Source organism: Kitasatospora sp. Xyl93 (assembly GCF_055383135.1).
On sequence record NZ_AP029185.1, the window covers coordinates 7,931,791 to 7,956,573 of the forward strand.

The 24,783-nt window shown below is 75.6% G+C and carries 21 protein-coding genes; 9 read left to right on the plus strand and 12 right to left on the minus strand.

The features are described 5' to 3' along the window. Positions 1-35 precede the first annotated feature (35 nt). Positions 36-1,355: a PucR family transcriptional regulator gene (locus tag ACZ5GH_RS34490; protein ID WP_464336279.1), complete on the minus strand. Its 1,320-nt coding sequence runs from the start codon at positions 1,353-1,355 to the stop codon at positions 36-38. Between the two features lie 138 nt (positions 1,356-1,493). Beyond that, positions 1,494-2,474: a helix-turn-helix transcriptional regulator gene (locus tag ACZ5GH_RS34495; protein WP_464336280.1), complete on the minus strand. Its 981-nt coding sequence runs from the start codon at positions 2,472-2,474 to the stop codon at positions 1,494-1,496. 247 nt (positions 2,475-2,721) lie between these two features. Between ACZ5GH_RS34495 and ACZ5GH_RS34500 the strand changes: the two genes are divergently transcribed. Beyond that, on the plus strand, positions 2,722-3,312 hold the full coding sequence (locus tag ACZ5GH_RS34500; protein ID WP_387757376.1) for an isochorismatase family protein: 591 nt from the start codon (positions 2,722-2,724) through the stop codon (positions 3,310-3,312). 253 nt (positions 3,313-3,565) lie between these two features. Then, the gene (locus tag ACZ5GH_RS34505) at positions 3,566-3,727 is read left to right on the plus strand and encodes a scabin-related ADP-ribosyltransferase (RefSeq protein WP_464336923.1); all 162 of its coding nucleotides are present in this window, start codon (positions 3,566-3,568) and stop codon (positions 3,725-3,727) included. Positions 3,728-3,853: 126 nt separating this feature from the next. Here the strand turns inward: ACZ5GH_RS34505 and ACZ5GH_RS34510 are convergent, their stop codons facing one another. The 3 genes from ACZ5GH_RS34510 to ACZ5GH_RS34520 form a co-directional block, all read right to left on the minus strand. Continuing rightward, a complete protein-coding gene (locus ACZ5GH_RS34510; RefSeq protein ID WP_464336281.1) occupies positions 3,854-4,573 on the minus strand; it encodes a hypothetical protein in 720 nt (239 codons plus the stop codon). After that, on the minus strand, positions 4,566-4,916 hold the full coding sequence (locus ACZ5GH_RS34515) for an effector-associated constant component EACC1 (RefSeq protein ID WP_387757381.1): 351 nt from the start codon (positions 4,914-4,916) through the stop codon (positions 4,566-4,568). The genes ACZ5GH_RS34510 and ACZ5GH_RS34515 overlap by 8 nt, the downstream gene beginning before the upstream one ends. Positions 4,917-5,182: 266 nt before the next feature. Continuing rightward, positions 5,183-5,596 carry a MarR family winged helix-turn-helix transcriptional regulator gene (locus tag ACZ5GH_RS34520; protein ID WP_464336282.1) on the minus strand — a complete coding sequence of 138 codons (414 nt, stop codon included), beginning with the start codon at positions 5,594-5,596 and terminating at the stop codon, positions 5,183-5,185. A 54-nt stretch (positions 5,597-5,650) separates the two neighbouring features. Between ACZ5GH_RS34520 and ACZ5GH_RS34525 the strand changes: the two genes are divergently transcribed. Then, the gene (locus ACZ5GH_RS34525; protein ID WP_387757384.1) at positions 5,651-6,481 is read left to right on the plus strand and encodes an SAM-dependent methyltransferase; all 831 of its coding nucleotides are present in this window, start codon (positions 5,651-5,653) and stop codon (positions 6,479-6,481) included. A 66-nt stretch (positions 6,482-6,547) separates the two neighbouring features. Here the strand turns inward: ACZ5GH_RS34525 and ACZ5GH_RS34530 are convergent, their stop codons facing one another. Further along, positions 6,548-7,222 (minus strand): helix-turn-helix transcriptional regulator, encoded by a 675-nt coding sequence (locus ACZ5GH_RS34530; RefSeq protein ID WP_387757385.1) that lies wholly within the window; start codon positions 7,220-7,222, stop codon positions 6,548-6,550. Between the two features lie 161 nt (positions 7,223-7,383). On the opposite strand from ACZ5GH_RS34530, the gene ACZ5GH_RS34535 reads away from it, so the two are divergent. Further along, positions 7,384-10,623, plus strand: a complete 3,240-nt coding sequence (locus ACZ5GH_RS34535) for a bifunctional cytochrome P450/NADPH--P450 reductase (protein WP_464336283.1) — start codon at positions 7,384-7,386, stop codon at positions 10,621-10,623. 174 nt (positions 10,624-10,797) lie between these two features. Here the strand turns inward: ACZ5GH_RS34535 and ACZ5GH_RS34540 are convergent, their stop codons facing one another. From ACZ5GH_RS34540 to ACZ5GH_RS34565, 6 genes are all read right to left on the minus strand, one after another. Then, positions 10,798-11,682, minus strand: coding sequence for a S1 family peptidase (locus ACZ5GH_RS34540; protein ID WP_464336284.1), 885 nt, complete (start codon positions 11,680-11,682; stop codon positions 10,798-10,800). Positions 11,683-11,921: 239 nt separating this feature from the next. After that, positions 11,922-13,151: an MFS transporter gene (locus ACZ5GH_RS34545; protein ID WP_464336924.1), complete on the minus strand. Its 1,230-nt coding sequence runs from the start codon at positions 13,149-13,151 to the stop codon at positions 11,922-11,924. Positions 13,152-13,201: 50 nt separating this feature from the next. After that, positions 13,202-14,293 carry a PLP-dependent cysteine synthase family protein gene (locus ACZ5GH_RS34550; protein WP_464336285.1) on the minus strand — a complete coding sequence of 364 codons (1,092 nt, stop codon included), beginning with the start codon at positions 14,291-14,293 and terminating at the stop codon, positions 13,202-13,204. A gap of 60 nt (positions 14,294-14,353) precedes the next feature. Continuing rightward, entirely contained in the window at positions 14,354-14,737 is a 384-nt protein-coding gene (locus ACZ5GH_RS34555) for a hypothetical protein (RefSeq protein ID WP_464336286.1), read from the minus strand. Positions 14,738-14,860: 123 nt separating this feature from the next. Continuing rightward, positions 14,861-15,289 carry a hypothetical protein gene (locus ACZ5GH_RS34560; protein ID WP_464336287.1) on the minus strand — a complete coding sequence of 143 codons (429 nt, stop codon included), beginning with the start codon at positions 15,287-15,289 and terminating at the stop codon, positions 14,861-14,863. Positions 15,290-15,414: 125 nt separating this feature from the next. After that, positions 15,415-16,107, minus strand: coding sequence for a phosphoribosyltransferase (locus ACZ5GH_RS34565; protein ID WP_464336288.1), 693 nt, complete (start codon positions 16,105-16,107; stop codon positions 15,415-15,417). A 425-nt stretch (positions 16,108-16,532) separates the two neighbouring features. On the opposite strand from ACZ5GH_RS34565, the gene ACZ5GH_RS34570 reads away from it, so the two are divergent. The 5 genes from ACZ5GH_RS34570 (at position 16,533) to ACZ5GH_RS34590 (ending at position 24,749) form a co-directional block, all read left to right on the plus strand. After that, entirely contained in the window at positions 16,533-16,985 is a 453-nt protein-coding gene (locus ACZ5GH_RS34570; protein ID WP_387757395.1) for an STAS domain-containing protein, read from the plus strand. An 11-nt stretch (positions 16,986-16,996) separates the two neighbouring features. Continuing rightward, a complete protein-coding gene (locus ACZ5GH_RS34575; protein WP_387757396.1) occupies positions 16,997-17,494 on the plus strand; it encodes an ATP-binding protein in 498 nt (165 codons plus the stop codon). Between the two features lie 128 nt (positions 17,495-17,622). Next, complete coding sequence (locus ACZ5GH_RS34580; RefSeq protein WP_387757398.1) at positions 17,623-17,994, plus strand: STAS domain-containing protein; 372 nt, start codon at positions 17,623-17,625, stop codon at positions 17,992-17,994. Positions 17,995-18,136: 142 nt separating this feature from the next. Next, positions 18,137-22,300, plus strand: coding sequence for a HAMP domain-containing protein (locus ACZ5GH_RS34585; RefSeq protein WP_464336289.1), 4,164 nt, complete (start codon positions 18,137-18,139; stop codon positions 22,298-22,300). A 67-nt stretch (positions 22,301-22,367) separates the two neighbouring features. Further along, positions 22,368-24,749, plus strand: coding sequence for a SpoIIE family protein phosphatase (locus tag ACZ5GH_RS34590; RefSeq protein WP_464336290.1), 2,382 nt, complete (start codon positions 22,368-22,370; stop codon positions 24,747-24,749). Positions 24,750-24,783: the final 34 nt, after the last annotated feature.

A 24,783-nucleotide genomic window follows, 5' to 3' on the forward strand; every position in this document is an offset into this window, starting at 1 on the left:
CGCCGCCATCGGAAGGAGGGCAGGCCGCCGGGCAGTCACGCGGCTTCGGCCCGACCGTGGGCGACGGCCCCGGCGGCATGCTCCCGGGGCCGGTCGTCGTCGCCGGACGCGCCGAGGGAGACCAGGAGTTCCCGGATGCGCAGGCCCAGGTGGAGGGTGATGCGATCCGCGCCGCTGTCCAGGTCGAGTCCGGTGACGTCCTGGATCTGCCGCAGCCGGTAGTAGAGCGAGGTGCGGTGGATCCGGAGCGCTTCGGCGGTCCTGGGGACCGACCCCGCGTGATTGAGGAAGCACCGCAGGGTCGCCTCCAGGCGGTGTCCGCCGCTGGACTCCAGCAGTGCGCGCAGCGGTTTCGGGAGCAGGGACTCGTTCAGGGCGTGGTCCGGCAGTTGCAGGAGCACGGCGAACTCGCCGAGGTCCTCCCAGCAGCCGATGCCGTCCAGGCCGGGCATCCGGCGTGCGGCGCGTACCGCGACGAGTGCCTGCTCGTGGGAGGTCCAGGCGTCGGCGAGGCCGCTCTGGTGGCCGCCGACGCCGATGACGGGAGCGGCCGAGGCGCCCAGGCGGGCGCCGAGGGCTTCCCTGATGCGGGCGGACTGCTCGCGGAGCGCCTCCGGGGTCAGCGGCCGGTCGGCGGCCTGGAGCAGGACGGCCCGGTGCGAGGCGACCGCGAAGGCGCCGTGTGCCGATCGGGTCCGGCGGAATCCCTCCAGCGCGCCGTGGAGTGCCGTCGCCACCTGCCCGGGGGACACCCGGGAGCGAGCCACCTGCACGATGCTGACCACCGCGTGGGGGGCGTCCGGCAGCAGCCCGTCGTCCAGGATCCGGGTGCGGGAGTCGGCGCGGGCGGCGGGGTCGGCGTCCAGCAGCGACAGCAGGAGCCGCTGCTCGGCGGTCCTCCGGGCGTCGGCCGCGACCTGGTCGGCGTACAGCTGGCCGATGACGGCGGGCGTCGCCCGGGCGACGGTCCCGGTCTCCTCGGGGGTCAGGGAGGTGTCCGGTGCGATGACCGTCAGCAGGCCGAGGAGGTGGCCGCGCTCACGCAGCGGCACGCAGTAGCGGGGGAGCAGCCCGAGGTCCTCCCGGCCCGGGAGGAACCCCGGCTTGGACCACCGGACGACGTCCTGGTCGCGGACGTACCGGGCGACCTCGCTGCTCACCCGCCCCTGCAGCAGGCTGTAGAGGCGGACCGGGTCCGCGTCGTCGTAGTGCCGGCTCGAACAGATGCGCCTGCCCGCGGCGTCGGTCAGGGTGACGGACCGACGGAGCGACTCCGCGAGTCGCTCGATCAGCCCGCGCAGCGCGGCGGTGCCGGCGGGGGGCCGCCGCCGCTGTTCGGTCGTGGCAGTCGTCATCGTGGTCATCCCTCCGTGTCCTCGACACACGGTGACACCGACGCGTTGCCCCACGGTGCACGGCTCTTGCCCCTGTCTGCGGGAAGTGCCGGACCCTTGTACCCCGGGGGCTGACCTGTCTCCGACCGACCCGGCGGGTCACCCGCCCCCGTCCGTGGCGACCGCGCCGCCTTGCCGCCGCCATTCGCTCGGGGAGACCCCGTAGGCCGCCTGGAAGCGGCGGCTGAAGTGGCTCGGGCTGCTGAACCCGCAGCGGGCGGAGACGGCGGCGACAGTCAGGCGGTCGTACCGCGGGGAGGCCAGCATGCGCCGTGCTTTCCCGAGCCGCTCGGATATCAGCCACTGCTCCAGGCTGATCCCCGCCCCGCTGAGCAGGGCGTAGAGCCGGCGGACCGAGACGGCGTGCTCCGCCGCGATCCGCTCCGGCGTCAGGTCGCGGTCCGCGAGGTGGGCCCGCGCGTAGGCCGTGATCCGGGTGAGCAGGGTCTCGTCCATCGTCGACCTGACCTCGGGGGCCTGTTCGGCGTGCGCGGCCGACAGCAGCAGGGCGCGGACGAGTTCCGTGGTGGCGGACGCCAGGGCCTCCGCGCCGGGGTCGTGCTCCAGCCGGCCGGGATCACGCCACACGCCCCGCAGGTGCTCCAGCACCAGGCCGTACAGCGGACTGGCGCGCAACCGCAGGGACGCCCGCACCACCGTGTCCACCGGTACGCCGAGGCGGTTCATGTCGAACATGACGGCCTGGGACGCCCCGTCGCCGGACCAGCCGTACACCCGGGGCGACAGCTCGTGGAAGACGCAGATGTCGTCGGAGCCCAGGAGAGTCCGCCGGTCCGCGACCTCGGCCCGGTGGACGCCCCGGGGCTGGAGCGAGACCGAGACGATCGGGTCGCTGCGGTGGTGGCGCACGTGCTGGGCCGTCCGCCGCACCTGGAAACCCGAGTTCCGGGTGGCGAAGAGGTCCAGTCCGCCGATGCGCCAGAGTTCCATGCGGGCGCGGATGCCGGTCTCCGGTTCCTCGTGGGCGACGTCGTTGGGGACCAGCGAATCCGTCAACGCGTGGTGGAACGCATCCACGCGCTCGCGAGGCGCCACGGTGTCGAGGTCGAGCAGCAGCACACACCCTCCCGGGGGAAATGATCTTCATCCCATTCTGCCGCACCGGTGAGCGCCCCGGCCGCGGCGGACGTTCGCGCGGCCGGGCGGACGTCCGGGGGAGGGGGCCGGGGACGGGGCGGCCTGGGCGGTGCGTCAACGCCGGTGTGGCGTGTACTCGGCCGGGTGAACATCGCGCGTGCGAGGTGCACCGCGTCGGCCGGCCGGGCAGGGGTGGGGAGCCGGGGGTTCCGTCAGAAAGGGCTGTGCCATGGGGCGTGCACTGATCGTGGTCGATGTGCAGAGGGACTTCTGCGAGGGCGGGGCCGTTCCGGTCGGCGGCGGGGCGGGGCGGGCCCGCGCCATCGCCGAGCTCGTCGAGCGCACCGCCGGCGGCGAGTACGCCCACGTCGTCGCCACCCGCGACCACCACCTCGACCCGGGCGGCCACTTCTCCGACCATCCGGACTTCGAGGAGTCCTTCCCCGTGCACTGCGTCGCCGGCACCGAGGGGGGCGAGTTCCACCCCGACTTCGCCCCCGCGGCCGAGCGGAAGGTGGACGAGGTCTTCTACAAGGGCGCGCACTCCGCCTCCAAGAGCGGCTTCGAGGGCTTCGCCGCGGACGGCACCGCCCTCGCCGACTGGCTGCGCGCGCGGGAGATCACCGAGGTGGACGTGGTCGGCATCGCCACCGACCACTGCGTGAAGGCCACCGCGCTCGACGGCGTGCGGGCCGACTTCGCGGTCCGGGTCCTGCTCGACTACACGGCGGGCGTGTCCGCCGAGACCACCGTCCGGGCCGTTGCCGAACTGGATGAGGCGGGCGTGGAGTTGAGCGGTACGCCGGTCGTCCTCGCCTGACGGCCGAGCGCGTCAACCCGATTCGCCGGCGCGCCCTCGAACGGGTGGGTTGCGGCACCTCGGGGGCGGCGGGCGGCCAGGGTAGCGGTCGTGATCAACATTCGAATTCGCACGGCCGCCGGCGCGGTCGCCCTCGCCTGCGCCGTCGTGCTCACCCCCGAGAGCCTGGCCGCCGCCGCCCCCGCGGCCGAGACCGAGACCGCCCCGTTCCGCTGCCTCGACCCCAGCGGGGAGGCGCTCTGGAGCGGCCCCCATCGGCGACCAGCACCAGTACGCCGACCAGGTGGAGGTCGCCTTCCCCGGCGGCGTGGACCGGCACTTCATCCGCCGGGCCTGCCCGGTCGACCGGGCCACCGCCTCACTGGTCGAGTCCGGCTGCGTGGACAACCCGCACTACCAGCCCTGGCTGCACTGACCGCGGGGCCGGAACGGCGGGGCGGCCGGCCGAGCCTCGGCTCGACCGGCCGCCCCGTCCGCGCCGGAAGCCCGGTTCGGTGGGGGAACCCGGGGCCGGCTGCCCGAGCACCCTCCGGGCGGAGTCCTACCGGGTGTTCCAGAACAGGACGGTGACGCCGGCGGTGAGGACCAGCCAGCCGGTGATCCCGACGGTGAGGGCGATGGCGAAGGCCAGTCCGATGGTGATCATGGTGGTGCTGCCGAAGAAGGCGAGGAAGGCGATGACGAGGTAGGCGGCGGCGGGGGCCTTCCAGCCGGTCCGGTGGCCCCGCAGCAGGGTCTGGACGGCGAGGGCGGTGCCCGCGCCGATCAGCAGGGACAGTTCCAGGACGGACCGCCAGGGGGCCGTGATGATCGCGTTGCGGTGGCCCCCGTGGGAGAGCTCGACGACGCGGCCGTTCCAGAGGGTCAGGTCCACGTCGGCGCCCGTCCGCGTGCTGTCGTAGAGGTCCTCGGAGACGTAGTAGGTGCGGTCGGGTGCCGCCTCGCGGGAGACGGTCAGCTGGTGGCTGGTGTTCTCGCCCTCCCAGTGGGTCTTCCTGCCGGTGACCCGGCCGGTCTCCCGGGTGGTGCAGTCCGTGGCGGGCGGGCCGGCGAGGGCGGCGCAGGCGGGGGCGTCGCGGTAGGCGAACACCTCGTCGTAGGTGTCGGTGAACCGGGCGAAGCCGAGGGCGACGGCGGCCACACCGGTCAGGACGAGCAGGGTACGGGCCACGAGGCGGGCGGCCGCACGGGCCTTGTGCGGGTGGGCCGGGTCGCCGGTGCGGAGGGGTGGCGCCGGGGTCCGGTCGGCGAGTTCACTCATCGTCGTCGCCCAGCACCTCGGCGAGGAGCGGTACGGCCCGCGCCTGCTCCGGTTGTCCTGCGGTCAGCGTGACCCGGCCGCGCCTGGTGGTGACTTCGAGGGACACGTCCGGGTGGCGGGTCCGCAGCCACTCCGACAGCGCCCCGGCCAGGGCCGCGCCGGCGCCGCCGCCACCGAGGGCGATCTCCAGCACCTCGGTCGTCCCGCCCGGCTCCCCGTCGGCGGGCCGGACGGGAAGCGGGCGGACCGCCCCCGCCGGGCCGCTCCCGCGGCGCAACCAGTCCCGGAGTTCCGCGGTCTCCCGCAGCCCGTCGCCGCCGGCGACCCTGATCCGCGCGTCCATCGCACTCCCTCCGGCCACGCCCGGGCGGCTCCCGGGCTCAGTCGGGATGATGGCAGGGAACGGCGCCGGGCCGGGAGCAGGCGGCGGAGCTTGTGACGGAGTTGTGGAATTCCCGCGCGGCGGAGGCTTCTCGGCGGTCCTCGGCGCTCCTCGGCGGCCGTCGAACGGCCCTCGGCGATCGGCGGCGCGTCAGGTCGGGCAGGCCTGGCAGGCCGGCTCAGGTCGCGTCAGGTCGCCGTCAGGTCGGGCAGGTCGCACCAGTCCGGTCAGGGCAGCAGCAGGCCGGCGAGCTCGTCCAGCAGTTCGGTGACCCGCCGTGCCTTCTCCGGGTCCGGGACGGCCGTCGCGATGACCGGCTCGGCGGGCCGGGCGACGTGGGCGTGGATGGCGCGCCGGGCCGACTCGGAGACGGTCAGCAGGGTGCGCCGCCCGTCGCCCGGGTCGGCGGCGGCGTCGAGCAGGCCGCGTTCGCGCAGTCGGGCGACGGAGACCGAGACGTGGCTCTGGGCGAAGCCGGTGCGGACCCGGATCTCCTGGACGGAGGACGCGGGGTGGCGGAACACGTCGGAGATCACGGCGATCTCCCCCGCAGTGAGGTGCTCGGAGGCCGGATCGGTGATCAGGGCTCGGCCGAGTTCGGTCAACCGCTTGCCCAGTCTGAGGAGTTGCACGCCGTCCATGTCCGCCAGAATACATCTTCACCGATGCATCGGTAGCGATGTAGATTGCCGGGCATGACGACCTCCGAACCGCTCAGCCCGGTCTCCCGCACCGCCCTGTCCGTCGCCCGGGTGCGGGCCTACGAGAGCTCCCGGCCCGATCCGCTCTTCGTCGACCCGTACGCCGCCGCGTTCGTCGCCGCCGCCGGTCTCGACCTGGCACCCACCGGGGCGGACAGCGGCTTCGCCAAGGCCCTGCTCGCCCACGGCATCCTGCGCACCCGCTTCTACGACGACCGGCTGCGCGCCGCGGGCGCCGACCAGGTGGTGCTGCTGGCGGCCGGCCTGGACACCCGCGCGTACCGGCTGGACTGGCCGGACGGCACCCGGGTGTTCGAACTCGACCTCGGCCCGGTGCTGGCCTTCAAGGAACAGGTCCTGGCCGGGCTCGGCGCCGCGCCGAACGCCGAGCGCACCACGCTGCCCGCCGACCTGCTCGACCCGCGGTGGCCCGAGCGGCTGGTCGCCGCCGGCTTCGACCCGGCGCGGCGCTCGGTCTGGCTTGCCGAGGGGCTGCTGGTCTACCTCACCGCCGAGGAGGCGGCCGCCCTGCTGACGGCGGTGGCCGGGCTGGCCGCCCCGGGCAGCCGGCTGCTGCTGGAGCAGGGCCGGGACCTCAGCCGTACACCGGACGATCCGGCGCTCGCCCACCTCACCGGCCTGTGGCGCGGCGGGCTCGGCCCCGGCACCGACGAGTGGCTCGACGGGCACGGCTGGACGACGGAGGTCACCACCCTCGTCCGGCTCGGGGAGGCCTACGGGCGGCCGTTCCAGAACCCCTCCGCCACGACGGCGTTCATCGAGGCGGAGCGGCGGGCGGCGCCGGGCGGGGCCGCCCGGCCCTGATCACGGGCGGCATGCCGCTTCCGTCGCCGCCCGGTCCAGGATCAACTTCCCCTCCGCACAAGGACGTCAGAGCGAGTCGGCCGGCTGCGGCGGCCAGCTGCCCGGGAGCAGGACGCCGGTGGCGTAGGCCCGGGCGACCAGGGCGGTGCGGTTGGGGACGCGCCAGCGGCGGGAGAGCCGGGCCAGGTGGTAGTTGACCCCGTCCGGGGTGACGCCGATCTCCCGGGCGATCTGCGCGGTGGTGTCGCCACGGGCCGCCGCGGCCAGGATCCGGGCCTCGACCGGGCTGGCCCCGGCCCGCGGGCCGGGCGGCGGGGCCGCCTCGCCCGCGGGCTCCGCCGCGTTCAGCGACAGCAGCAGGCTCGGGGTCTGCTCCGGGGTGTCGCCGACCAGGGCGACGGTCATCTCGCCCTGCCGCTCCCGGCCGTCGGCGGGCGTCCAGGAGACCCGGGCCGGGTACTGCGAGCGGCGGTGCAGCCGGACGGCCTCGGTGAGCGCCTCCAGGGTGCCGCTGTCCCGCAGGGTGAAGAACTCCAGAATCCTACGGTCGCGCAACTGGCCCGGCAAACGGCCGAATTCGGCGGCCATCGCGCGGTTGACGATCAGGATCCGACCGCCGAACTCGCACACCGCGATGGGCAGCGGCACGTGGTCCAGCAGCCGCAGCGCCCGGTTGCGCCAGATCACCGCCGCCTCCAGCCCGTCGTCCGGCACCGGGCCGCAGCCCTCGGTCGTACGCATGAGTGGTTCTCCTCCCCGGGGGCCGGTGCTGACGGTTCGTGGGCAAGCCCGTGGCGGCCCCGGGTACTACACAATCATGTAGTGACCGGGGCCCGGGCTCCCGCCCGGTGGGCGCACAGTGGGGGAAGCCGAAAGTTTCCTGCTGTGGGAGGGGCACACCGATGACCGAGACCGTGGAGAGCGTGACCGAGGACGAGCCGGCGGCGGGGGCCCGGAGCCGGGGAGTCCCGCTGGTGGACATCTCGTCGGCGCCGCCGCTCGCCGCCCCGATGCTGCGCACCATGGAACTGGCCAGAGAGCACGGCCCGGCCTTCGTCCAGCGGCTGCACGGCCGGGACACCCTGGTCGTCAGCGGCCTGGAGCTGGTGGCGGAGCTGGCCGACGAGACCCGGTTCACCAAGTCGATCAGCCCGGCGCTGGAGAACGTCCGCCAGTTCACCGGCGACGGCCTGTTCACCGCGTTCAACGACGAGCCCAACTGGGCCCGGGCGCACGACATCCTGATGCCCGCCTTCGCGCTCGGCTCGATGCGCACCTACCACCCGGTGATGCTGCGGGTGGCCCGCCGACTGGTCGACGCCTGGGACCGCCGGGAGGCCGCCGGACTGCCGGTGGACGTGCCCGGCGACATGACCAGGATGACCCTGGACACCATCGGACTGGCCGGCTTCGGCTTCGACTTCGGCTCCTTCGAGCGGGACGAGCCGCACCCCTTCGTCGAGGCGATGGTGCGCTGCCTGGACTGGGCGATGACGAAGCTCACCCGCGACCCGGAGGCGGACCACCACGAGCGCGACGCGGCCTTCCGGGCCGACGCCGACTACCTGGCCGCCGTGGTGGACGAGGTGATCGCCGCCCGTGCCGGGGAGGGCGTCCAGGGCCCGGCCGAGGACCTGCTCGGCCTGATGCTCGGCGCGGTCCGCCCCTCGGACGGCACCCGGCTGGACGCCGAGAACATCCGCAACCAGGTGATCACCTTCCTGATCGCCGGCCACGAGACCACCTCGGGGGCGCTCTCCTTCGCGCTGTACTACCTGGCCAAGCACCCGGCCGTGCTGCGGCAGGTGCAGCGCGAGGTGGACGGGCTCTGGGGCGCCCAGGCCGACCCGGAGCCCTCCTACGAGGACGTCGGACGGCTGCGCCACACCCGCCAGGTGCTCAACGAGGCGCTGCGGCTGTGGCCGACGGCGCCCGCGTTCAGCCGGGAGGCGCGCGAGGACACCCTGCTCGGCGGACGCATCCCGCTGCGCGCCGGGGAGACGGTCTTCGTCACCACGCCGATGCTGCACCGCGACCCGGCCTGGGGCGACAACCCGGAGCTGTTCGACCCGTCCCGGTTCGACCCCGAGTACGAGGAGGCCCGCTCCCCGCACGCCTTCAAGCCCTTCGGCACCGGCGAACGCGCCTGCATCGGAAGGCAGTTCGCGCTGCACGAGGCCGTCATGCTGCTCGGCATGGTGGTCCACCGCTACCGGCTGATCGACCACGCCGACTACCGGCTGACCCTCAAGCAGACGCTCACCATCAAGCCCGACGGCTTCACCCTCGGGCTCGCCCGGCGGATGCCCGTCCAGGCGTCCGCCGCCTCTCCCGGCACCGCCGGGCCGACGGCCGTCGACCGGCAGGCCGGCCCGGCCGCCGAGCGCCCCGGTAGGGTCCGCCGCGGGACCGGGCTGCTGCTCCTGCACGGTTCCAACTACGGTGCCTGCCGGGAGTTCAGCCGGCAGCTCGCGGAGGCCGCCGCCGACCTCGGCTGCGAGACCGAGATCGCCCCGCTGGACGCCTACGCGGACGGTCTGCCCGCCGGTCGGCCGGTGGTGATCACCGCCGCCTCGTACAACGGGCAGCCGACCGACGACGCAGCCCTGTTCGTGCGCCGGCTGCAGGAGGCGCAGGAGGACCCGGCGGAGCAAGTGACCGACGGCTCCCCGCGGTTCGGGGCGGGTGGGACGGCCGACGGCGTCGAGTACGCGGTGCTCGGCATCGGCGACCGCACCTACGCCGCCACCTACCAGCGCGTGCCGGCGCTGATCGACGACCGGCTCGCCGCGCTCGGCGGCACCCGGCTGCTGGCCCGCGCCGAGGCCGACGCCTCCGGCGATCTGGCGGGCACGGTACGGCAGTTCACCGCGGCGCTGCGCGAGGCCCTGCTGGCGCGCCACGGGGACGCCGACGCCCCCACCGCGCCGCAGCCGGAGGCCGCCTACTCGGTGACCGAGGTGACCGGCGGCCCGCTGGCCGCGCTGGCCGCCCGGCACGACATGGCGGAGCTGACCGTCACCGCCGTCGGCAGCCTGACCGACCCCGCCTACCACCGGGTCAAGCGGCTGGTGCGGCTGGCCCTGCCGGAGGGCGCCGGCTACCGGACCGCCGACCACCTCACCGTGCTCCCGGCCAACGACCCGGTGCTGGTCGAGCGGGCCGCCAAGCTGTTCGGCGCCGACCCGGACACCGTGCTGGGCATCGTGGCGCACCGGCGCACCGGACTGGCCGTCGACCGCCCGCTGACGGTGCGCGACCTGCTCACCCGCCACGTCGAGCTGCAGGACCGCCCGAGCGCCGAGCAGCGCGCCGCGCTGGCCGCGCTCAACCCCTGCCCGCCCGAGCAGGCCGCGCTGCGGGCACTGCCCGAGGACGACCCGCGCACCCTGCTGGACCTGATCGAGGACCACCCGGCCCTGCGGGAGCGGCTCAGCTGGCCGGTGCTGCTGGAGCTGCTGCCGCCGATCCGGCCGCGGCACTACTCGATCTCCTCCTCGCCCACCGGCGACCCGGGCCAGGTGGAGCTGATGGTCTCGGTGCTCAGCGGGCCGGCCCGCTCGGGCCGGGGCGCCTTCCGGGGCACCGGCTCCGGCTACCTCGACCGGGTGGCCGTCGGCGACACGGTGCTGGCCCGGGTCCAGCCCTGCCGGGAGGCGTTCCGGATCGGCCACCGCACCCCGGTGGTCATGGTCGCGGCGGGCACCGGCCTGGCGCCCTTCCGGGGCGCCGTCGCCGACCGCCGGGCGCTGCTCGCCGAGGGGGCTGGGCTCGCCCCGGCGCTGCTGTACTTCGGCTGCGACGACGCGGCGGCGGACTACCTGCACCGCGGCGAGCTGGAGGCGGCCGAGCGGGCCGGCGCGGTCTCGCTGCGGCCCGCCTTCAGCGAGCGGCCGCAGCACGGGCGGCGGTACGTGCAGGACCGGATCGCCGCCGAGGCGGCGGAGGTCTGGGAGCTGCTCGAAGCCGGTGCCGAGGTGTACGTGTGCGGCGACGGGGCCCGGATGGCGCCGGGCGTCCGGGAGGCCTTCCGGGCGATGTACCGGGAGCGCACCCCGGGGGCGGACGAGCAGCGGGCGCAGGCCTGGCTGCAGGGGCTGGTCGAGGCCGGGCGGTACGTCGAGGACGTGTACGCGGGCTGACCGGTCGCCCCCGGACAGGGCCGTCGGCCCGCCGCACCGGTGCGGCGGGCCGACGGCTGGGGCGGCTCGAAGTGCTCAGCGGGCCCGGAGCGTGCAGCGGGCCCGGAGCGCTCGGAGGGCTCGAAGGCTCCGAACGGCGAAGGCTGCGAACGGCGAAGGCTTCGAACGGCCCGGTCAGTACACGCTGACCCCGTACGCGGAGAGCGCCGCGTTGACCGGCTGGTAGAAGGTCGTCCCGCCCGAGGTGCAGTTGCCGCTGCCGCCCGAGGTGAGGCCGAGCGCCTTGGTGCCGTCGTACAGCGGGCCGCCCGAGTCGCCCTGTTCGGCGCAGACGTTGGTCTGGATCAGGCCGCGGACGGTGCCGCCGCCGGTGTAGCGCACGGTGGCGTTCAGTCCGGTGACGGTGCCGCCGTGGGTGCCGGTGGTCGAGCCGGTGCGCTGGACCGACTCGCCGACGAAGGCGTTCGGGGCGGAGGTGAAGCCGCCCGGGTGGCTGAGCGCGGCGTTGTCGTAGCGGACCAGCGCGTAGTCGTGCCCGGGGAAGGTCGAGCTGACCGTCGGGCCGATCCAGGTGGTGTGGTTGGCGTCGGTGTACCAGTCGGGGGCGACGTTGCCGCAGTGCCCGGCGGTGAGGAAGTAGTAGGTGCTGCCGCTCATCACGTTGAAGCCCAGTGAGCAGCGGTACTGACCGCCGTAGATGGCGTCCCCGGCGGCGACCAGCGGGGTGAAGGTGCCGGGGACGCGGTGGATGTCGACGGCGGCGGCGTTGGTGCCGACGGCGCTCATCAGCCGACCGAGCGCGAGGGGGGTGACGGTGCTGTCGGCGGTCACCACGACGCGTCCGGCGGCCTCGTCGACGTACCAGGCGGTGCCGTCGACCTCGGCGTTCAGGATGGCGTCGCTGACCGCCGCGAGCTGCCCCGGTTGCGGGGCGGGGGTGGGAGCGGCGGCGGCGCCCGGCGCGGCGACCGCGGTCGCGGTCAGCAGGCCGAGGGTCGCGGCGAGCAGGCGGAAGCGGCGCCTGGTGCCGGTGCGGGGCGTGGTGCGCGTGGTCCTCACCGATGTCCTCCAGAGGGGTGGCGGCCCTGAGGGTTGGGGCCGTGGAGCGCGGTCAGACGGTGGGCGGACCCCGGCCGGTGCTCTCCGGAAGCACGACGGATGATCTGCTCCTGACAGGCGCTGACCGGAAGTATGAGGAAACGGACCTTTCGGTACAAGCTTCCTGATGGGGTGTCGGCGGATCCGCGGGTTCGGGCGTGAACCCGCGGATCCGCCGTTCGGCGGCTGCCGCCCGGGTGCTACCGGGCGGGCACCGGTTCGGGCCCGGTGAGTCGCCGGCCGCGGTGGAGGGCGTGCAGCGAGAACGCGCAGAGCGCCCCGAGCGCGCACAGCGCCAGCCAGGGGAGCGCGGCGAGCCCGGCCGCGCGGGAGGCGTCCAGGGCCGCGCCGGTCAGCAGGTTCCCCAGGGTGATGCCGATCCCGCAGACGGTGTTGTAGAGCCCGTAGTGGGTGGCGACCAGGCGGTCCCCGGACAGCCGGACCACGGTGTCCATCTCGAACGGGTAGGCCAGCATCGTGCCCAGCGCCAGCAGGAACGCGGCCAGCGCGGGCGGCCCGGCGGCCAGCGCCCACCGCCCGGGGCCCGCCCCGGGGACGGGCAGGGCCGAGGCGGCGAGCAGCGGCAGGAAGGCCGCGCCCATCACGGCCACCCCCGCGACCAGGGCGGTGCCCGGTGCGATCCGGGCCCGGCACCAGGCGGTCACCCGGGTCTGGAGCAGGATCGTGGCCAGCCCGGACACCACGAACAGCAGCGCCGTCGCCACCGTCCCGCCGGTGCCGCCGCCGCCCAGCCGGCGGACCTCCAGCGGCAGCGCCAGGTACACCTGGAAGGACAGCATGTACGAGCCGGTCATCGCGCCCGCGAAGAGCAGGAACGGCCGGTTGGCCAGCACCCCGCGCCACTGCCCGAGGACACCCGTACGCTCCGGCCCCCCGGCCGGCTCGGCGCCCCGGCGGGCCGGCAGCGAACGGATCTGCACCGCGCTGAGCACCGCGAACACCCCGGCCGCGACCAGGCAGGTGGTGCGGAAGTCCACCGCCGTCAGCGCCATGCCCACCAGCGGGCCGAGCAGGATGCCCGCCTGGTAGAAGACGTTGAACAGCGCGAACGCCGCCACCCGCTGCTCGCCCGCGTCACGGGCGACGTACGCCCGGACGGCCGGGTTGAACAGCGCTCCGGCCAGGCCGGTCGCCGCCGAGGCCGCGACCAGGGCGGACAGCGAGGAGGACAGGCCGAGCGCGGCGAAGCCGGCGGTGCGCAGCAGGCAGCCCGCCACGATCAGCGGCTTGTAGCCGAACCGGTCGGCCAGCGTGCCGCCGACCAGGAACATCCCCTGCTGGGTGAAGTTGCGCACCCCGAGCACCAGCCCGACCGTCCAGCCGGCCAGGCCGAGGCCGCCGGACAGGTGGGCGGCCAGGTAGGGCATCAGCATGTAGAAGCCGAGGTTGATGGTGAACTGGTTGACCATCAGCAGCCGGACGCTGCGCTCGTGGCCGCGGAACTGGGCGGTCAGCTCCCTCACTCGGCACTGCCGGGGGCGCTCGCGAGGGTCAGCGGGTCGACCACCTCGGCGCAGCGGGTCCAGCGGGTGACCTCCCGCTCGTCCGGCCGGGCGAGCTCGTCCGGGCCGTCCGCCGGCGGGTGGTCGAGCAGGTCGTGCGCGGCGCCGTACTCGTCGTCGTAGACGGTGCCGAGGTAGCGCTGCGGCCCGTCCGGGAAGACCGCGGCGATCCGGCTGCCGGCGGGCTGAGTGCGGGCCAGCCAGCCGGCCACCAGGGCGACCGCGCCGACGCTCCAGCCGCCGGTGGCGTAGTGCGAGGCGGCGAGGCGGCGGCAGGTCCAGACGGCCTCGGCCGGGGCGACCCAGTGGACCTCGTCGAAGGTGTCGTAGGCGACGTTGCGCGGGTAGATGCTGGAACCGAGGCCGCGCATCAGCCGGGCGCGGGCGGGCTGGCCGAAGATCGTGGAGCCGACGGTGTCCACCCCGACCACCCGCAGCCCCGGGTAGAGCTGGCGCAGCACCCGGGAGGTGCCGGCCGAGTGCCCGCCGGTGCCGACGCTGCACACCAGGACGTCCAGGTGGCCGAGCTGGGAGGCGAGTTCGAGAGCCAGCGGGGTGTAGGCGGTGGTGTTGTCGGGGTTGTTGTACTGGTCGGGGCACCACGAGTCGGGGTGGCGGGCCAGCAGCTCCACCACCCGGTCGCGCCGGGCCTGCTGCCAGCCGCCCCGCGGGTGCGGGCTGGCGACCGCCTCCACCTCGGCGCCGTAGGCGGTGAGCAGCCTGGTCATGGCCGGCTCCAGCCCCGGGTCGGTGACCAGCGTGACCGGGTGCCGGTACACCATGCCGGCCAGCGCCAGGCCCAGGCCCAGTGTGCCGCTGGTGGACTCCACGATCCGGCCGCCCGGGCGCAACTCGCCCCTGGCGCGGGCCCGCTGGACCATGTGCAGAGCCGGACGGTCCTTGATGCCGCCGGGGTTGAAGCCCTCCAGCTTGGCCCAGAAGCCGCGGCCCGCCGGGGCGAGCGGCTCGCCGATCCGCAGGACCGGGGTGTTGCCGACCAGGCCGCTGAGGGCCGCGTGGTCGTCGGTGGGATGAGTGAGGGACGTCATGTCTGGTCTCCTGTCGGAAGGTTGGCGGAGGATTCGGCGACTCGGGCGGGCGCCGAGCCGCTATATCCGCCACCGACCGGTGGCCAGCAGCGGGCCTCTCGGCCCGGGCGTACGGGCGCGGCGCACGGCGGCGGCCGTCGCCGTGCGCACCGCGCGGGGCGCCACCCGCCCGCCGCCGGGGCCGACGAGGAACGCCGGGGCGGAGGAGGGGACGGGCGCGGCGGTCGGGCGCGGCGACCGCAGGGCGGGTGCGGCGCTGTCTCCCTGCGGACAGTCGCGCTCCGGGAGACCGCTCGGTTCGGAAGGACCGGTGGTCCGGGTGGAGGAGAGGGCGGTGGCCGCGGAGGGGCCGGTCGGATGGGCGTCGTGGTCCGGCTGCGCGCAGCCGGAGGGCAGCAGGGAGAGCAGGCCGAGCAGCAGCGCGGCCAGGAGCCGGACGGGCATGGCGGGACTCCGCGCGGCCGCACGACGGCGGCAGCGGATCGGCAACGGCGGGGGAGTGGACGCGGCAGCCCACGTCGGCACGCACCGCGGGGCGGGCGTGGCAGGGCGCGGGCCGGAGCCGGTCTAGACCCTCAGTCGACCGATCCGGTGGGGGAGTTCGGGTGTTCTGGCCGCGGCGCTCCGGGCCGTCGGGACCGCCGGGCCGGGTGCGACGGGCTGTTCACCGAGGGCGGGTCGGACGGCGACGACCGGCCAGGCGGCCTCGGCGCCCGGGCCGTCCTCGGGCTTGCCGGACAGGCACTCGCCGCCGGGGTGGTCGGCGTCCTCGTCGTGCTCCCGCTGGTGTGCGGGCTGGGTGCGGTCGGCGGCCTGCGGCCCGTCCGGCGCGGACCAGACGATCCGGATCGGATCGGTGTGCCCGGCGCCGTTCTCCACGCTGAACCCGTGGGCCGCGAACACGGCCGCCAACAGGGCGCCCAGCCACAACAGCCGCGCCGCCACCCCTCGGGGGCGGGCGCGTCGTGTACGCAACGGCGACCGGGCGGTGACCATGCCGTGATCCTAGCCCGACTTCCCGCTCCGCCATAGCGTGCCCTGGTTGATGTGATGAATCGTCAACCAGCTGTGCCGGCAGGCCGATCGATGGAAGCGCGGCGCACGCCGGAGAGGGGCGCTTGTCAGCTCCGGTCGCTCCGTGCGGCCGCGTGCCCGACGCGGGGCCGGCCGGGCGGGGTGCGGCGCTGGAGCACGACGGCCGCCTCGCGGTCGGTGACCTCGTGGAAGTCGCTGTACCAGGGCCCGGCGGCGTGCGCGTAGCGGGGGAGGTGGAGGCAGACCACCGCGTCCACGTCCCGGTGCAGCTCGGCCGCGATCCGGGCGTCGCCGACCGGCGCCGCGACGATCAGCTGCCGCGGGTGCTCGGCGGCGAGCGCGTGGAGCGCCGCCCGGGCGGTGAGGGCGTCGGTCAGGCCGTCGGAGACCAGGACGGCGGTGCGCCCGCTCAGCGGCAGCCGGGCGCGGCCCTGGCGGTAGAGCGACTCCCGGCGGTGGACCTCGACCCGTTCCCGCCGGACGCTCTCGCCCAGCTCCGCCGGGGTGACGCCGAGGCTGGTCAGGCTGCACCGGTCGAACAGCGGGGGGTCACCGTCGGCGATCGCGCCGACCGGGCGGTCGTGGCCGGGCACGGCCAGCGGCCGCACCACGGTGGCTTCGAGCGGGGCGCCCAGGGCCTCGGCGACCTCGGCGGCCACCGGCATCCCGCCCGGTGCCAGGCCCAGGACCACCACCCCGTCGCCGCTCCGTTCGCCCAGCAGCGGGACGAGCCTGCGGGCCAGCTGGTGTCCGGCGGTGCTGCGGTCGAGGAATCTCACGGCCTGTTCCCTGCCCTCCGTGCGTCCGAGCGCCCCGGTCGGGCGGCCGGGGTGCACCGGCGAGCGGCCTGCGGCCCCCGCCGCCGGTGCGGCTTCCCCGTCGGGACGGGCTCTAACGTCCGGCACGCGGCCCGGATCGTCCGTGGACGGTGACCCCGGCCCGTCCGGGACACGACCCGGACCGTCCAGGACGCGGCCCCGGAGCGTCCCGGACGCGATCCGGGCCGGACGCCCCCGGCGGGTGTGCCCCGGGCGGGTGTGCTCCGGCGGGGTTCGGGCAGACGCGGGGCATGGACGGCCGACGGTCGGCGCTACCGCCCGTACCCGGTGTGCTCGCGGGTACGGGCGCCGGCACGGCCCGCGACGGCGCACGCGATGATGTCCGGCGCGACGCCCCGCCGTCCCCGTCTGACCGGGAGCGAGCCATGCCAGGACCATCCGAGCCATCCCACGAGCCCGCCGGTCGGGACGGACCCGGCGAGCCCGAGCCCGACGACCTGAGCGTCACGGTGGCCGACCGGGGCCGGGTGCGGATCGTCACCGTCACCGGCGAACTGGACCACGACAGCGCCGACCGGCTGCGCGTCGCGCTCGCCCGGCCGGCGTCGGCGGACGGCATCGAGCGGATCGTGGTCGACCTCGCCGGCCTGCGGTTCTGCGACTCGACCGGACTGAACGTCCTGCTGCGCGCCCGACTGGACGCGGGAGCGGGGGAGCTGCGGCTGGAGCTGGCCGGCCCAGGCCCGCTGGTGGCTCGGCTGATCGCGATCACCGGGGCCGACAGCGTGCTGCGGGTCCACCCAGATCTCCGCGCGGCGCTGGCGGTCTCCGGCGAGGGGTCCGCCGGCGGGGCCGTGGTGCCACCCGGACCGAGGTGAGGAGGCGGACCGTGGAGCGCCCCGCGAACGGTGGGCCGCCGGGCCGGGAGGAGACCAGGCGGCTGGCGCTGCAGGGCAGCGCCGGCGCGGTACAGCGCAGCCGTGACTTCAGCCGGCGGGCGCTGGTGTCCTGGCACTGGCTGCCGGCCGCCGACGAGGAGCGGCGGGCCGCGGCCGAGGACGTCCTGCTGATGGTCTCCGAGCTGGTCACCAACGCCTGCCTGCACGCGCCCGGCGGCCCGCGCGAGCTGCGGCTGCGCTGGGACGGCGACCGGCTGCGGGTGGAGGTCGAGGACGCCAGCCCCGTCCCGCCGCGGCTGCGCCCGTTCGCGGGGCCGGGCCGCCCGGGCGGGCACGGGCTGCGGGTGGTCGACCGGCTCGCCGCCGCCTGGGGCTCGCGGCCCGAGGGCGGCGGGAAGCTGGTCTGGCTGGAGGTGCCGCGCCCACCCGCCGTGACGGCGGCGGACGGGAACCGGGCCGGGGGACCGGCGGGGCCGGGCCCGGGCTGATCGGCGGCCCGGCCCGATCGGGACGCACCGAGGGGTTTCCGGCGCGGCACAGCGGATAGTCGCGGGATGTGAGCGCCGGCCGTCGACCGGCGCGTGCGGTCCGGACCGTGTGAGAGGAGCCCGCAGCCATGGCGCAGCGCCCGTCGAAGTCCGGGGAACCCGCCGCCGACCGGGCCGAGGGGCTCACCGTCGAGATCCGGCCGTGGGCCGGGGGGGCCGTGCTGGCGCTGCTCGGCGACCTGGACCTGGACTCGATCGCCGATCTGCGGGTCGCGTTCGACCGGGCCCTCACCGAGCCCGCCACCGTCATCGTGGTGGACTGCGCCGGGTTGGAGTTCTGCGACTCCACGGGGCTCAACGCCCTGCTGCGGGCCAAGGCCCGGGCGGCGGTGGACGGCAGCCGGATCGAGCTGGCCCGGCCCCGGCCGCTGATCCTGCGGATGCTCGAACTGACCGGCGCCACCGACGCCTTCCCGATCCGCGACACCGTGCCCGACTGAGCCCGGCCCCCGCGTGCCCTCCCCGCCGTGTCACCCCCGGCCGGCGGTGGCACAGTGGGAGCAGGGCGGCGCCCGCCGCCTTCGGGGCCGAGGTGCCCGAACGGCGCACCCCGGCCGTGCGAGCGATCCGGACGGTGGACGGATGGACGAGCACCCGGTGGCCGGAGCCCCCGCGCCCGACCCGGCCGAGCAGGCGCTGCGGCAGCTGCTCGCCGGGCTGACGGCCGTGCGCGACGGGGACTTCCGCACTCGGCTCGCCCCGGACCGGCCGGGGGTGCTGGGGGAGATCGCCGCGGTCTTCAACGGCATGGCCGACCAGCTGGCCCGGGTGACCTCCGAGGTGACCAGGGTGGCCCGGGAGGTCGGCAGCGACGGACGGCTCGGCGGCCAGGCCCAGGTGCCGGACGCGACCGGCACCTGGCTGGAGCTGACCGACTCGGTGAACGCGATGGCGCGCAACCTGACCTGGCAGGTGCGCAACATCGCCCAGGTCACGACGGCGGTGGCGCGCGGCGACCTCACCCAGAAGATCGAGGTGGACGCGCGCGGCGAGATCCTGGAGCTCAAGAGCACCGTCAACACCATGGTGGACACCCTCTCCTCGTTCGCGGACGAGGTGACCAGGGTGGCCCGGGAGGTCGGTACCGAGGGCCGGCTCGGCGGCCAGGCCCAGGTGCCGGGCGTCGCCGGGACGTGGCGCGACCTGACCGACTCGGTGAACGCGATGGCGGGCAACCTGACCTGGCAGGTGCGCAACATCGCCCAGGTGGCGACCGCCGTGGCGGAGGGGGACCTCACCCAGAAGATCTCGGTCGCCGCCCGCGGGGAGATCCTGGAGCTCAAGACCACCATCAACACCATGGTCGACCAGCTGTCCGCCTTCGCCGCGGAGGTGACCAGGGTCGCCCGCGAGGTCGGCACCGAGGGCCGGCTCGGCGGCCAGGCGGACGTCCGGGACGTCTCCGGCACCTGGAAGGCGCTGACCGAGTCCGTCAACGTCATGGCCGACAACCTCACCGCCCAGGTCCGCTCGATCGCCGAGGTGACCACCGCCGTCGCGGAGGGCGACCTGACCCAGAAGATCCGGGTCGACGCGCGCGGGGAGATCCTGGAGCTGAAGGAGACCATCAACACGATGGTGGACCAGCTGTCCGCCTTCGCCGCCGAGGTGACCAGGGTCGCCCGGGAGGTCGGCACCGCCGGGAACCTGGGCGGGCAGGCCACCGTCCGGGGCGTCTCCGGGACGTGGAAGGACCTCACCGACAACGTCAACGTGATGGCCTCCAACCTCACCGGCCAGGTCCGCTCGATGTCCGAGGTGGCGACCGCGGTGGCCCGCGGCGACCTCTCCCGGAAGATCACCGTCGAGGCCGAGGGCGAGGTCGCGGCCCTCGCCGACGCGATCAACACCATGGTGGACACCCTGTCCGTGTTCGCCGACGAGGTGACCCGGGTCGCCCGCGAGGTCGGCACCGAAGGCATCCTGGGCGGCCAGGCCCGGGTGCCCAACGTCGCCGGGACGTGGAAGGACCTCACCGACAACGTCAACTTCATGGCGCACAACCTGACCAGCCAGGTGCGCAACATCGCCCAGGTCACCACCGCCGTCGCCGAGGGCGACCTGACCCGCAAGATCGACGTGGACGCGCGCGGGGAGATCCTGGAGCTGAAGACGACCGTCAACACGATGGTCGACCTGCTGTCCTCGTTCGCCGCCGAGGTGACGCGGGTGGCCCGGGAGGTCGGCAGCGAGGGCCGGCTCGGCGGGCAGGCCCGGGTGGAGGGCGTCTCCGGCACCTGGAAGCGGCTCACCGAGAACGTCAACGAGCTGGCCGGCAACCTGACCCGGCAGGTCCGGGCGATCGCCGAGGTCACCAGCGCCGTCGCGGCCGGCGACCTGACCCGCTCGATCAGCGTGGACGCCTCCGGCGAGGTCGCCGACCTCAAGGACAACATCAACGCGATGGTCGGATCGCTGCGCGAGACCACCCTGGCCAACCAGGAGCAGGACTGGCTCAAGACCAACCTGGCCCGCTTCTCCGCCGCCATCCAGGGCCGGCGCGACATCCGCCCCGTCGCCGAGATGATCACCGACGAGCTGACCCCGCTGGTCGGCGCGCAGTACGGCGCGTTCTTCCTCGCCGAGGAAGGCGCGGACGGCACCGAACTGGCCCTGATCAGCGCCTACGGCCGCCCGGCCGGCGAGCGGCGGCTCCGGCTGGGGGAGACCCTGGTCGGCCAGGCCGCCCGGACCCGGCGGACCGTCGCGGTGGACGAGCTGCCGCCCGGCTACGCCACCGTCTCCTCCGGCGCGGGCAGCGCCGACGCCCGCTCGCTGGTCATCCTGCCGATCGCCCTGGAGGAGTGGCTGATCGGCGTGATGGAGTTCGCCTCCGTCCACCCGTTCACCCAGGTCCACCGCGACTTCCTGGCCCAGTTCGCCGAGATCTGCGGGGTCAACCTGGGCAACCTGCTGGCCAACGCCCGCACCGACGAGCTGCTCGGCGAGTCCCAGCGGCTCACCGCCGAACTCCAGGCGAGATCCGAGGAGTTGCAGGAAGGGCAGGAGGAACTGCGGCGCTCCAACGCCGAGTTGGAGGAGAAGGCCGCGCTGCTCGCCCAGCGCAACCGGGACATCGAGGCGAAGAACCTGGAGATCGAACAGGCCCGCCAGGAACTGGAGGAAAGGGCGAGGGAGTTGACCCAGGCCTCGATGTACAAGTCGGAGTTCCTGGCCAACATGAGCCACGAGCTGCGCACCCCGCTGAACAGCCTGCTCATCCTCGCCCAGCTGCTCGCCGAGAACAGCGGCGGCAACCTCACCCCGAAGCAGGTCGAGTACGCGGGCGTGATCCACTCGGCCGGCACCGACCTGCTCCAGCTGATCAACGACATCCTCGACCTCTCCAAGGTGGAGGCCGGGAAGATGGACCTGGCCATCGAGCCCTTCGCGGTGCGCGAGCTGCTGGAGTACGTGGAGTCCGGCTTCCGGCCGCTGGCCGACCAGAAGGGGCTGGCCTTCGAGGTGTCCGTCGACCGGAACATGCCGGAGCGGATCGTCACCGACCAGTCCCGGCTGCGCCAGGTGCTGCGCAACCTGCTCTCCAACGCCGTCAAGTTCACCGACATCGGCCGGGTGGAGCTGCGGATCGAACGCGTGGAGGAGGCGGACCTGCCGTCCGGACTCGGCCGGACCCGGGCCGCGGTGGCCTTCCACGTGGACGACACCGGGATCGGCATCGACCCGGCCCACCTGGACACCATCTTCGGCGCCTTCCAGCAGGCCGACGGATCCACCGCACGACGCTTCGGCGGCACCGGCCTCGGGCTGTCGATCAGCCGGGAGCTCGCCCGGCTGCTCGGCGGCACCATCACCGTGCGCTCGGCGGCCGGGCAGGGCAGCCGGTTCACGCTGTACCTGCCGCTGGGCGAGGACGAGCACACACCGGACGGCGCGGTCGAGCCGCGGGTCCTGGTGGTGGAGCCCGACCCGCCGGGGCTGCTCACCCAGCTCGCCCGGGCGGCGGTGGGGACGTCCTCGGGCGGTCCGACCGGCGGCTCTCCGGATGCGCCGGCGGCCGGCGGCCCGGCGGACGGCGGGCCGGCGTCGGTGGTGCGGGTCGACGGGGTGGGCGACGAAGCCGGGCTGCGGGCCGCGCTCACCGGCGGGCCGTACCGGTGCGTACTGCTGGACCTGGTCGGCTCCGCGCACCTCGCCCCGCTGCTCGGGCGGTTCGCGGCGGGCGGCACGCCGGTGCTCGGGTACGGGACCGGCGGTGCGCCGCCCGAGGGCGTGGAGCGGGTCGGCGGACTCGACGAGCTGCGGGTGCGGGTGATCCGGGCGCTCGGCGGCGAGCCCCCGGCCGCCCGGGAGCCCGGGGAGGCGGAGGAGGCCGCGGGGACCGACGACCCGGGCGTCGCCGCCGCTCTCGCCGGACGGACCGTGCTGATCGTCGACGACGACATCCGCAACGTCTTCGCGCTCACCGCCGCCCTGGAACGGCACGGACTGGACGTCCTGCACGCCGCCGACGGCCGCGCCGGGCTCGACCTGCTGCGCTCCCACCCGGAGACCGACCTGGTGCTGATGGACGTCATGATGCCCGGACTGGACGGCTACGCGGCCATCGCGGCGATCCGCGCCGACGCGCGCTTCGAACGGCTACCGGTCGTCGCCGTCACCGCCAAGGCGATGCCCGGCGACCGGGACCGCAGCCTGGCCGCCGGGGCCGACGACCACGTCACCAAGCCGGTCGACACCGGCCGGCTGCTGGAGCGGATGCGGGACTGGCTGGACGCGTCATGACCGCTCTCCGGCACGGGGGAACCGCCCTCCGGCACGGCGGAACCGCGCTCCGACCCCGGGGTGCGCGGTGACCGCCGGGCAGGAGCCCCCCGGGCACGCCGGGCGGGAGTCGTCCGGGCAGGAGTCCGCCCGGCGGGAGTCCGCCGAGCGCACCGCCCGGGCCCTGGCCGAGACCGTCCGCCGCCTCCAGGCCGCCGCCGCCCGGTCGCACGCCGAGGCCCGGACCAGGGCCGCCGTCGACCTCGCCACCGGCATCCTGGCCGAGCGGCTCGACCTGCCCGTCGCCGAGGCCGCCGCGCACCTCGCCCGGCTGGCCCGGGATGCGGGCGTGCCGGTGCTCGCGCTGGCGGCGGACGTCGCGGGGCTGCCGGCGCCGGGCCCGGTCCCCGGCCAGGAGCCGGCACCGGAACCGGAGGAGGGGCCCGGACGGTCCGCCCCCGCCCTGACCGCCGTCGGCCCGTCCGAGGCCGGCCCGCCCGTCGCGCCCGCGCTCGCCGCCTCGCCCGACCTGGAGCGCGCCGCCGGGGCCGTCCTGGACCAGGCCGCGGCAGCGGTCGGCGTCCGCGCCGTGGCCGTCTGGCTGCGGCTGCCCGGCGGCGCGCTCGCCCTCGCCGCGCACGCCGGGCTGTCCGCCGAGGAGGCGGCCGGCTGGGCCCGGGTACCGCCCGGCGTGCCCACCCCGGCGCAGCTGGTCGTCGGCGGCGGAGCCGAGCTGTGGCCCGGCGACCCGGGGGCGGACGGGCCCTCGGTGGGCGCCGGCGCCGCCCGGGCGGTCCTCCCGCTGATCGACCGGCGCCGCCGCCGCGGCGCGCTGGAGCTGCTCTGGCCGGCCGCCGGCCCGGGATCCGCCCCGGTGCTCGGCCAGGCCCAGCGCCGCGAGCTGTGCGCCCTCGCCGACCTGTGCACCACCCTGCTCGGCCCGCCCCCGGAGCCGATGGCCCCCGAGCAGGCCGCCGCCCTCCTGGACGGGCTGCTCACCCCCGCGCTGCTCCTGGCCCCCGCCGTCCGGGCCGAGCGGATCGCCGACTTCACGCTGCTGCGGGTCAGCGCCGGGTTCCGCGACCCGCTCGGCCGCTCCCGGCAGGACTTGGAGGGCGCCTCGCTGCTGGCGACCTACCCCGCCGCCTGCGCCGCCGGACTGCTCGACCGGCTGCTGCGCGCGTACGAGACCGGCGTGCCGTCGACCGCCGAGCCGGTCCGGCTGGCCTTCCGGGAGCACGGACCGGCGGTGCCGGTGGCCGTGCTGCTCTCGGTCGTCCCGCTCGGCGCCCGGATGCTGGTCTGCTGGCAGCTGGAGGACGAGCGGGAGGACGACGAGCACACCGCCCTGCTGCGCCAGGCCCAGCGGCTGGCCCGGGTGGCCGGGTTCGAGGAGCGCCCGGCCGAGGGCCGGATCCGCTGGAGCGACGGGCTGCGCGAGCTGTACGGACTGCCGCCGGACGCCCCGCCCGTACCGCTGGACCGGCTCGCCCGGCACACCCACCCGGACGACCGGCCGGCGATCCGGCGGCTGCTGGACACCGTCCGGCACCACCACCGCACCGCCTCCGCGGTGGTCCGGCTGGACCGCCCGGACGGCACCCACCGCTTCACCCGGGTGATCGCCGAACCGGTGGTGGACGAGGCCGGCCGACTGGTCGCCGTCCGTGGCGCCTACCACGACGTCTCCGCCCAGCACTGGACGGAGGTCGCGCTCGGCGCCACCCGGGAGCTGCTGGCCGACAGCGAGCAGGAGTCCGCCGAGCGGGCGCAGCTGGCGCTCCGGCTCCAGCAGGCGATCCTGCCGGCCGCGCCGCCCCCGCTCGGCGTGACCGGCCTGCACGCCGCCGTCCGCTACCGCCCCGCCGGCCAGCGCGACCGGGTCGGCGGCGACTGGTACGACGTGCTGGTGCTGCCCGACCGGCGGGTGCTGCTCGCGGTCGGGGACGTGGCCGGGCACGGCGTCGGCGCGGCCACCGGGATGGTCGCGCTGCGGCACGCGCTGCGCGGCCTCGCCGTCACCGGGGCCGGCCCGGGCCGGCTGCTGGCCTGGGCCAACACCGTGGCGCTGCGCGAACCGGGCCAGATCACCGCAACCGCCGTCTGCGTGCTGCTGGACCCGGTCGGCGGCGAACTGCGCTGGGCCCGGGCCGGCCACCTGCCGCCGATCCGGCTCGGCGCGGGCGGCGCCCAGGTGCTGCCGCTGCCGCACGGCGTGCTGCTCGGCGCGCTCGACGACGCCGAGTACGAGGAGCACACCGCCCGGCTCGACCCGGGGGACGTCCTGCTGCTCTACACCGACGGGCTGGTCGAGCGCCGGGACCGCCCGGTGGAGGAGTCGGTGGAGCAGCTGCTCCGGGCGGCCGGCGCCCCCGGCCCGGACCTGGAGCAGTACCTGGACCGGCTGCTCGAACTCAGCCCCGCCGACACCGACGACGACACCTGCCTGATCGCCGTCCAGACCGAGTGAGGCCGATCGCCGCCGCGACGGCGGTCGCCCGTCC

Coding starts and splice junctions, on each gene's coding strand:
- ACZ5GH_RS34545 (WP_464336924.1), bottom strand. CDS start 13,151: ATGGTCAACCAGTTCACCATCAACCTCGGCTTCTACATGCTGATGCCC.
- ACZ5GH_RS34515 (WP_387757381.1), bottom strand. CDS start 4,916: ATGGACGCGCGGATCAGGGTCGCCGGCGGCGACGGGCTGCGGGAGACC.
- ACZ5GH_RS34500 (WP_387757376.1), top strand. CDS start 2,722: ATGGGGCGTGCACTGATCGTGGTCGATGTGCAGAGGGACTTCTGCGAG.
- ACZ5GH_RS34535 (WP_464336283.1), top strand. CDS start 7,384: ATGACCGAGACCGTGGAGAGCGTGACCGAGGACGAGCCGGCGGCGGGG.
- ACZ5GH_RS34510 (WP_464336281.1), bottom strand. CDS start 4,573: ATGAGTGAACTCGCCGACCGGACCCCGGCGCCACCCCTCCGCACCGGC.
- ACZ5GH_RS34585 (WP_464336289.1), top strand. CDS start 18,137: ATGGACGAGCACCCGGTGGCCGGAGCCCCCGCGCCCGACCCGGCCGAG.
- ACZ5GH_RS34520 (WP_464336282.1), bottom strand. CDS start 5,596: ATGGACGGCGTGCAACTCCTCAGACTGGGCAAGCGGTTGACCGAACTC.
- ACZ5GH_RS34525 (WP_387757384.1), top strand. CDS start 5,651: ATGACGACCTCCGAACCGCTCAGCCCGGTCTCCCGCACCGCCCTGTCC.
- ACZ5GH_RS34560 (WP_464336287.1), bottom strand. CDS start 15,289: ATGGTCACCGCCCGGTCGCCGTTGCGTACACGACGCGCCCGCCCCCGA.
- ACZ5GH_RS34550 (WP_464336285.1), bottom strand. CDS start 14,293: ATGACGTCCCTCACTCATCCCACCGACGACCACGCGGCCCTCAGCGGC.
- ACZ5GH_RS34570 (WP_387757395.1), top strand. CDS start 16,533: ATGCCAGGACCATCCGAGCCATCCCACGAGCCCGCCGGTCGGGACGGA.
- ACZ5GH_RS34530 (WP_387757385.1), bottom strand. CDS start 7,222: ATGCGTACGACCGAGGGCTGCGGCCCGGTGCCGGACGACGGGCTGGAG.
- ACZ5GH_RS34555 (WP_464336286.1), bottom strand. CDS start 14,737: ATGCCCGTCCGGCTCCTGGCCGCGCTGCTGCTCGGCCTGCTCTCCCTG.
- ACZ5GH_RS34580 (WP_387757398.1), top strand. CDS start 17,623: ATGGCGCAGCGCCCGTCGAAGTCCGGGGAACCCGCCGCCGACCGGGCC.
- ACZ5GH_RS34490 (WP_464336279.1), bottom strand. CDS start 1,355: ATGACGACTGCCACGACCGAACAGCGGCGGCGGCCCCCCGCCGGCACC.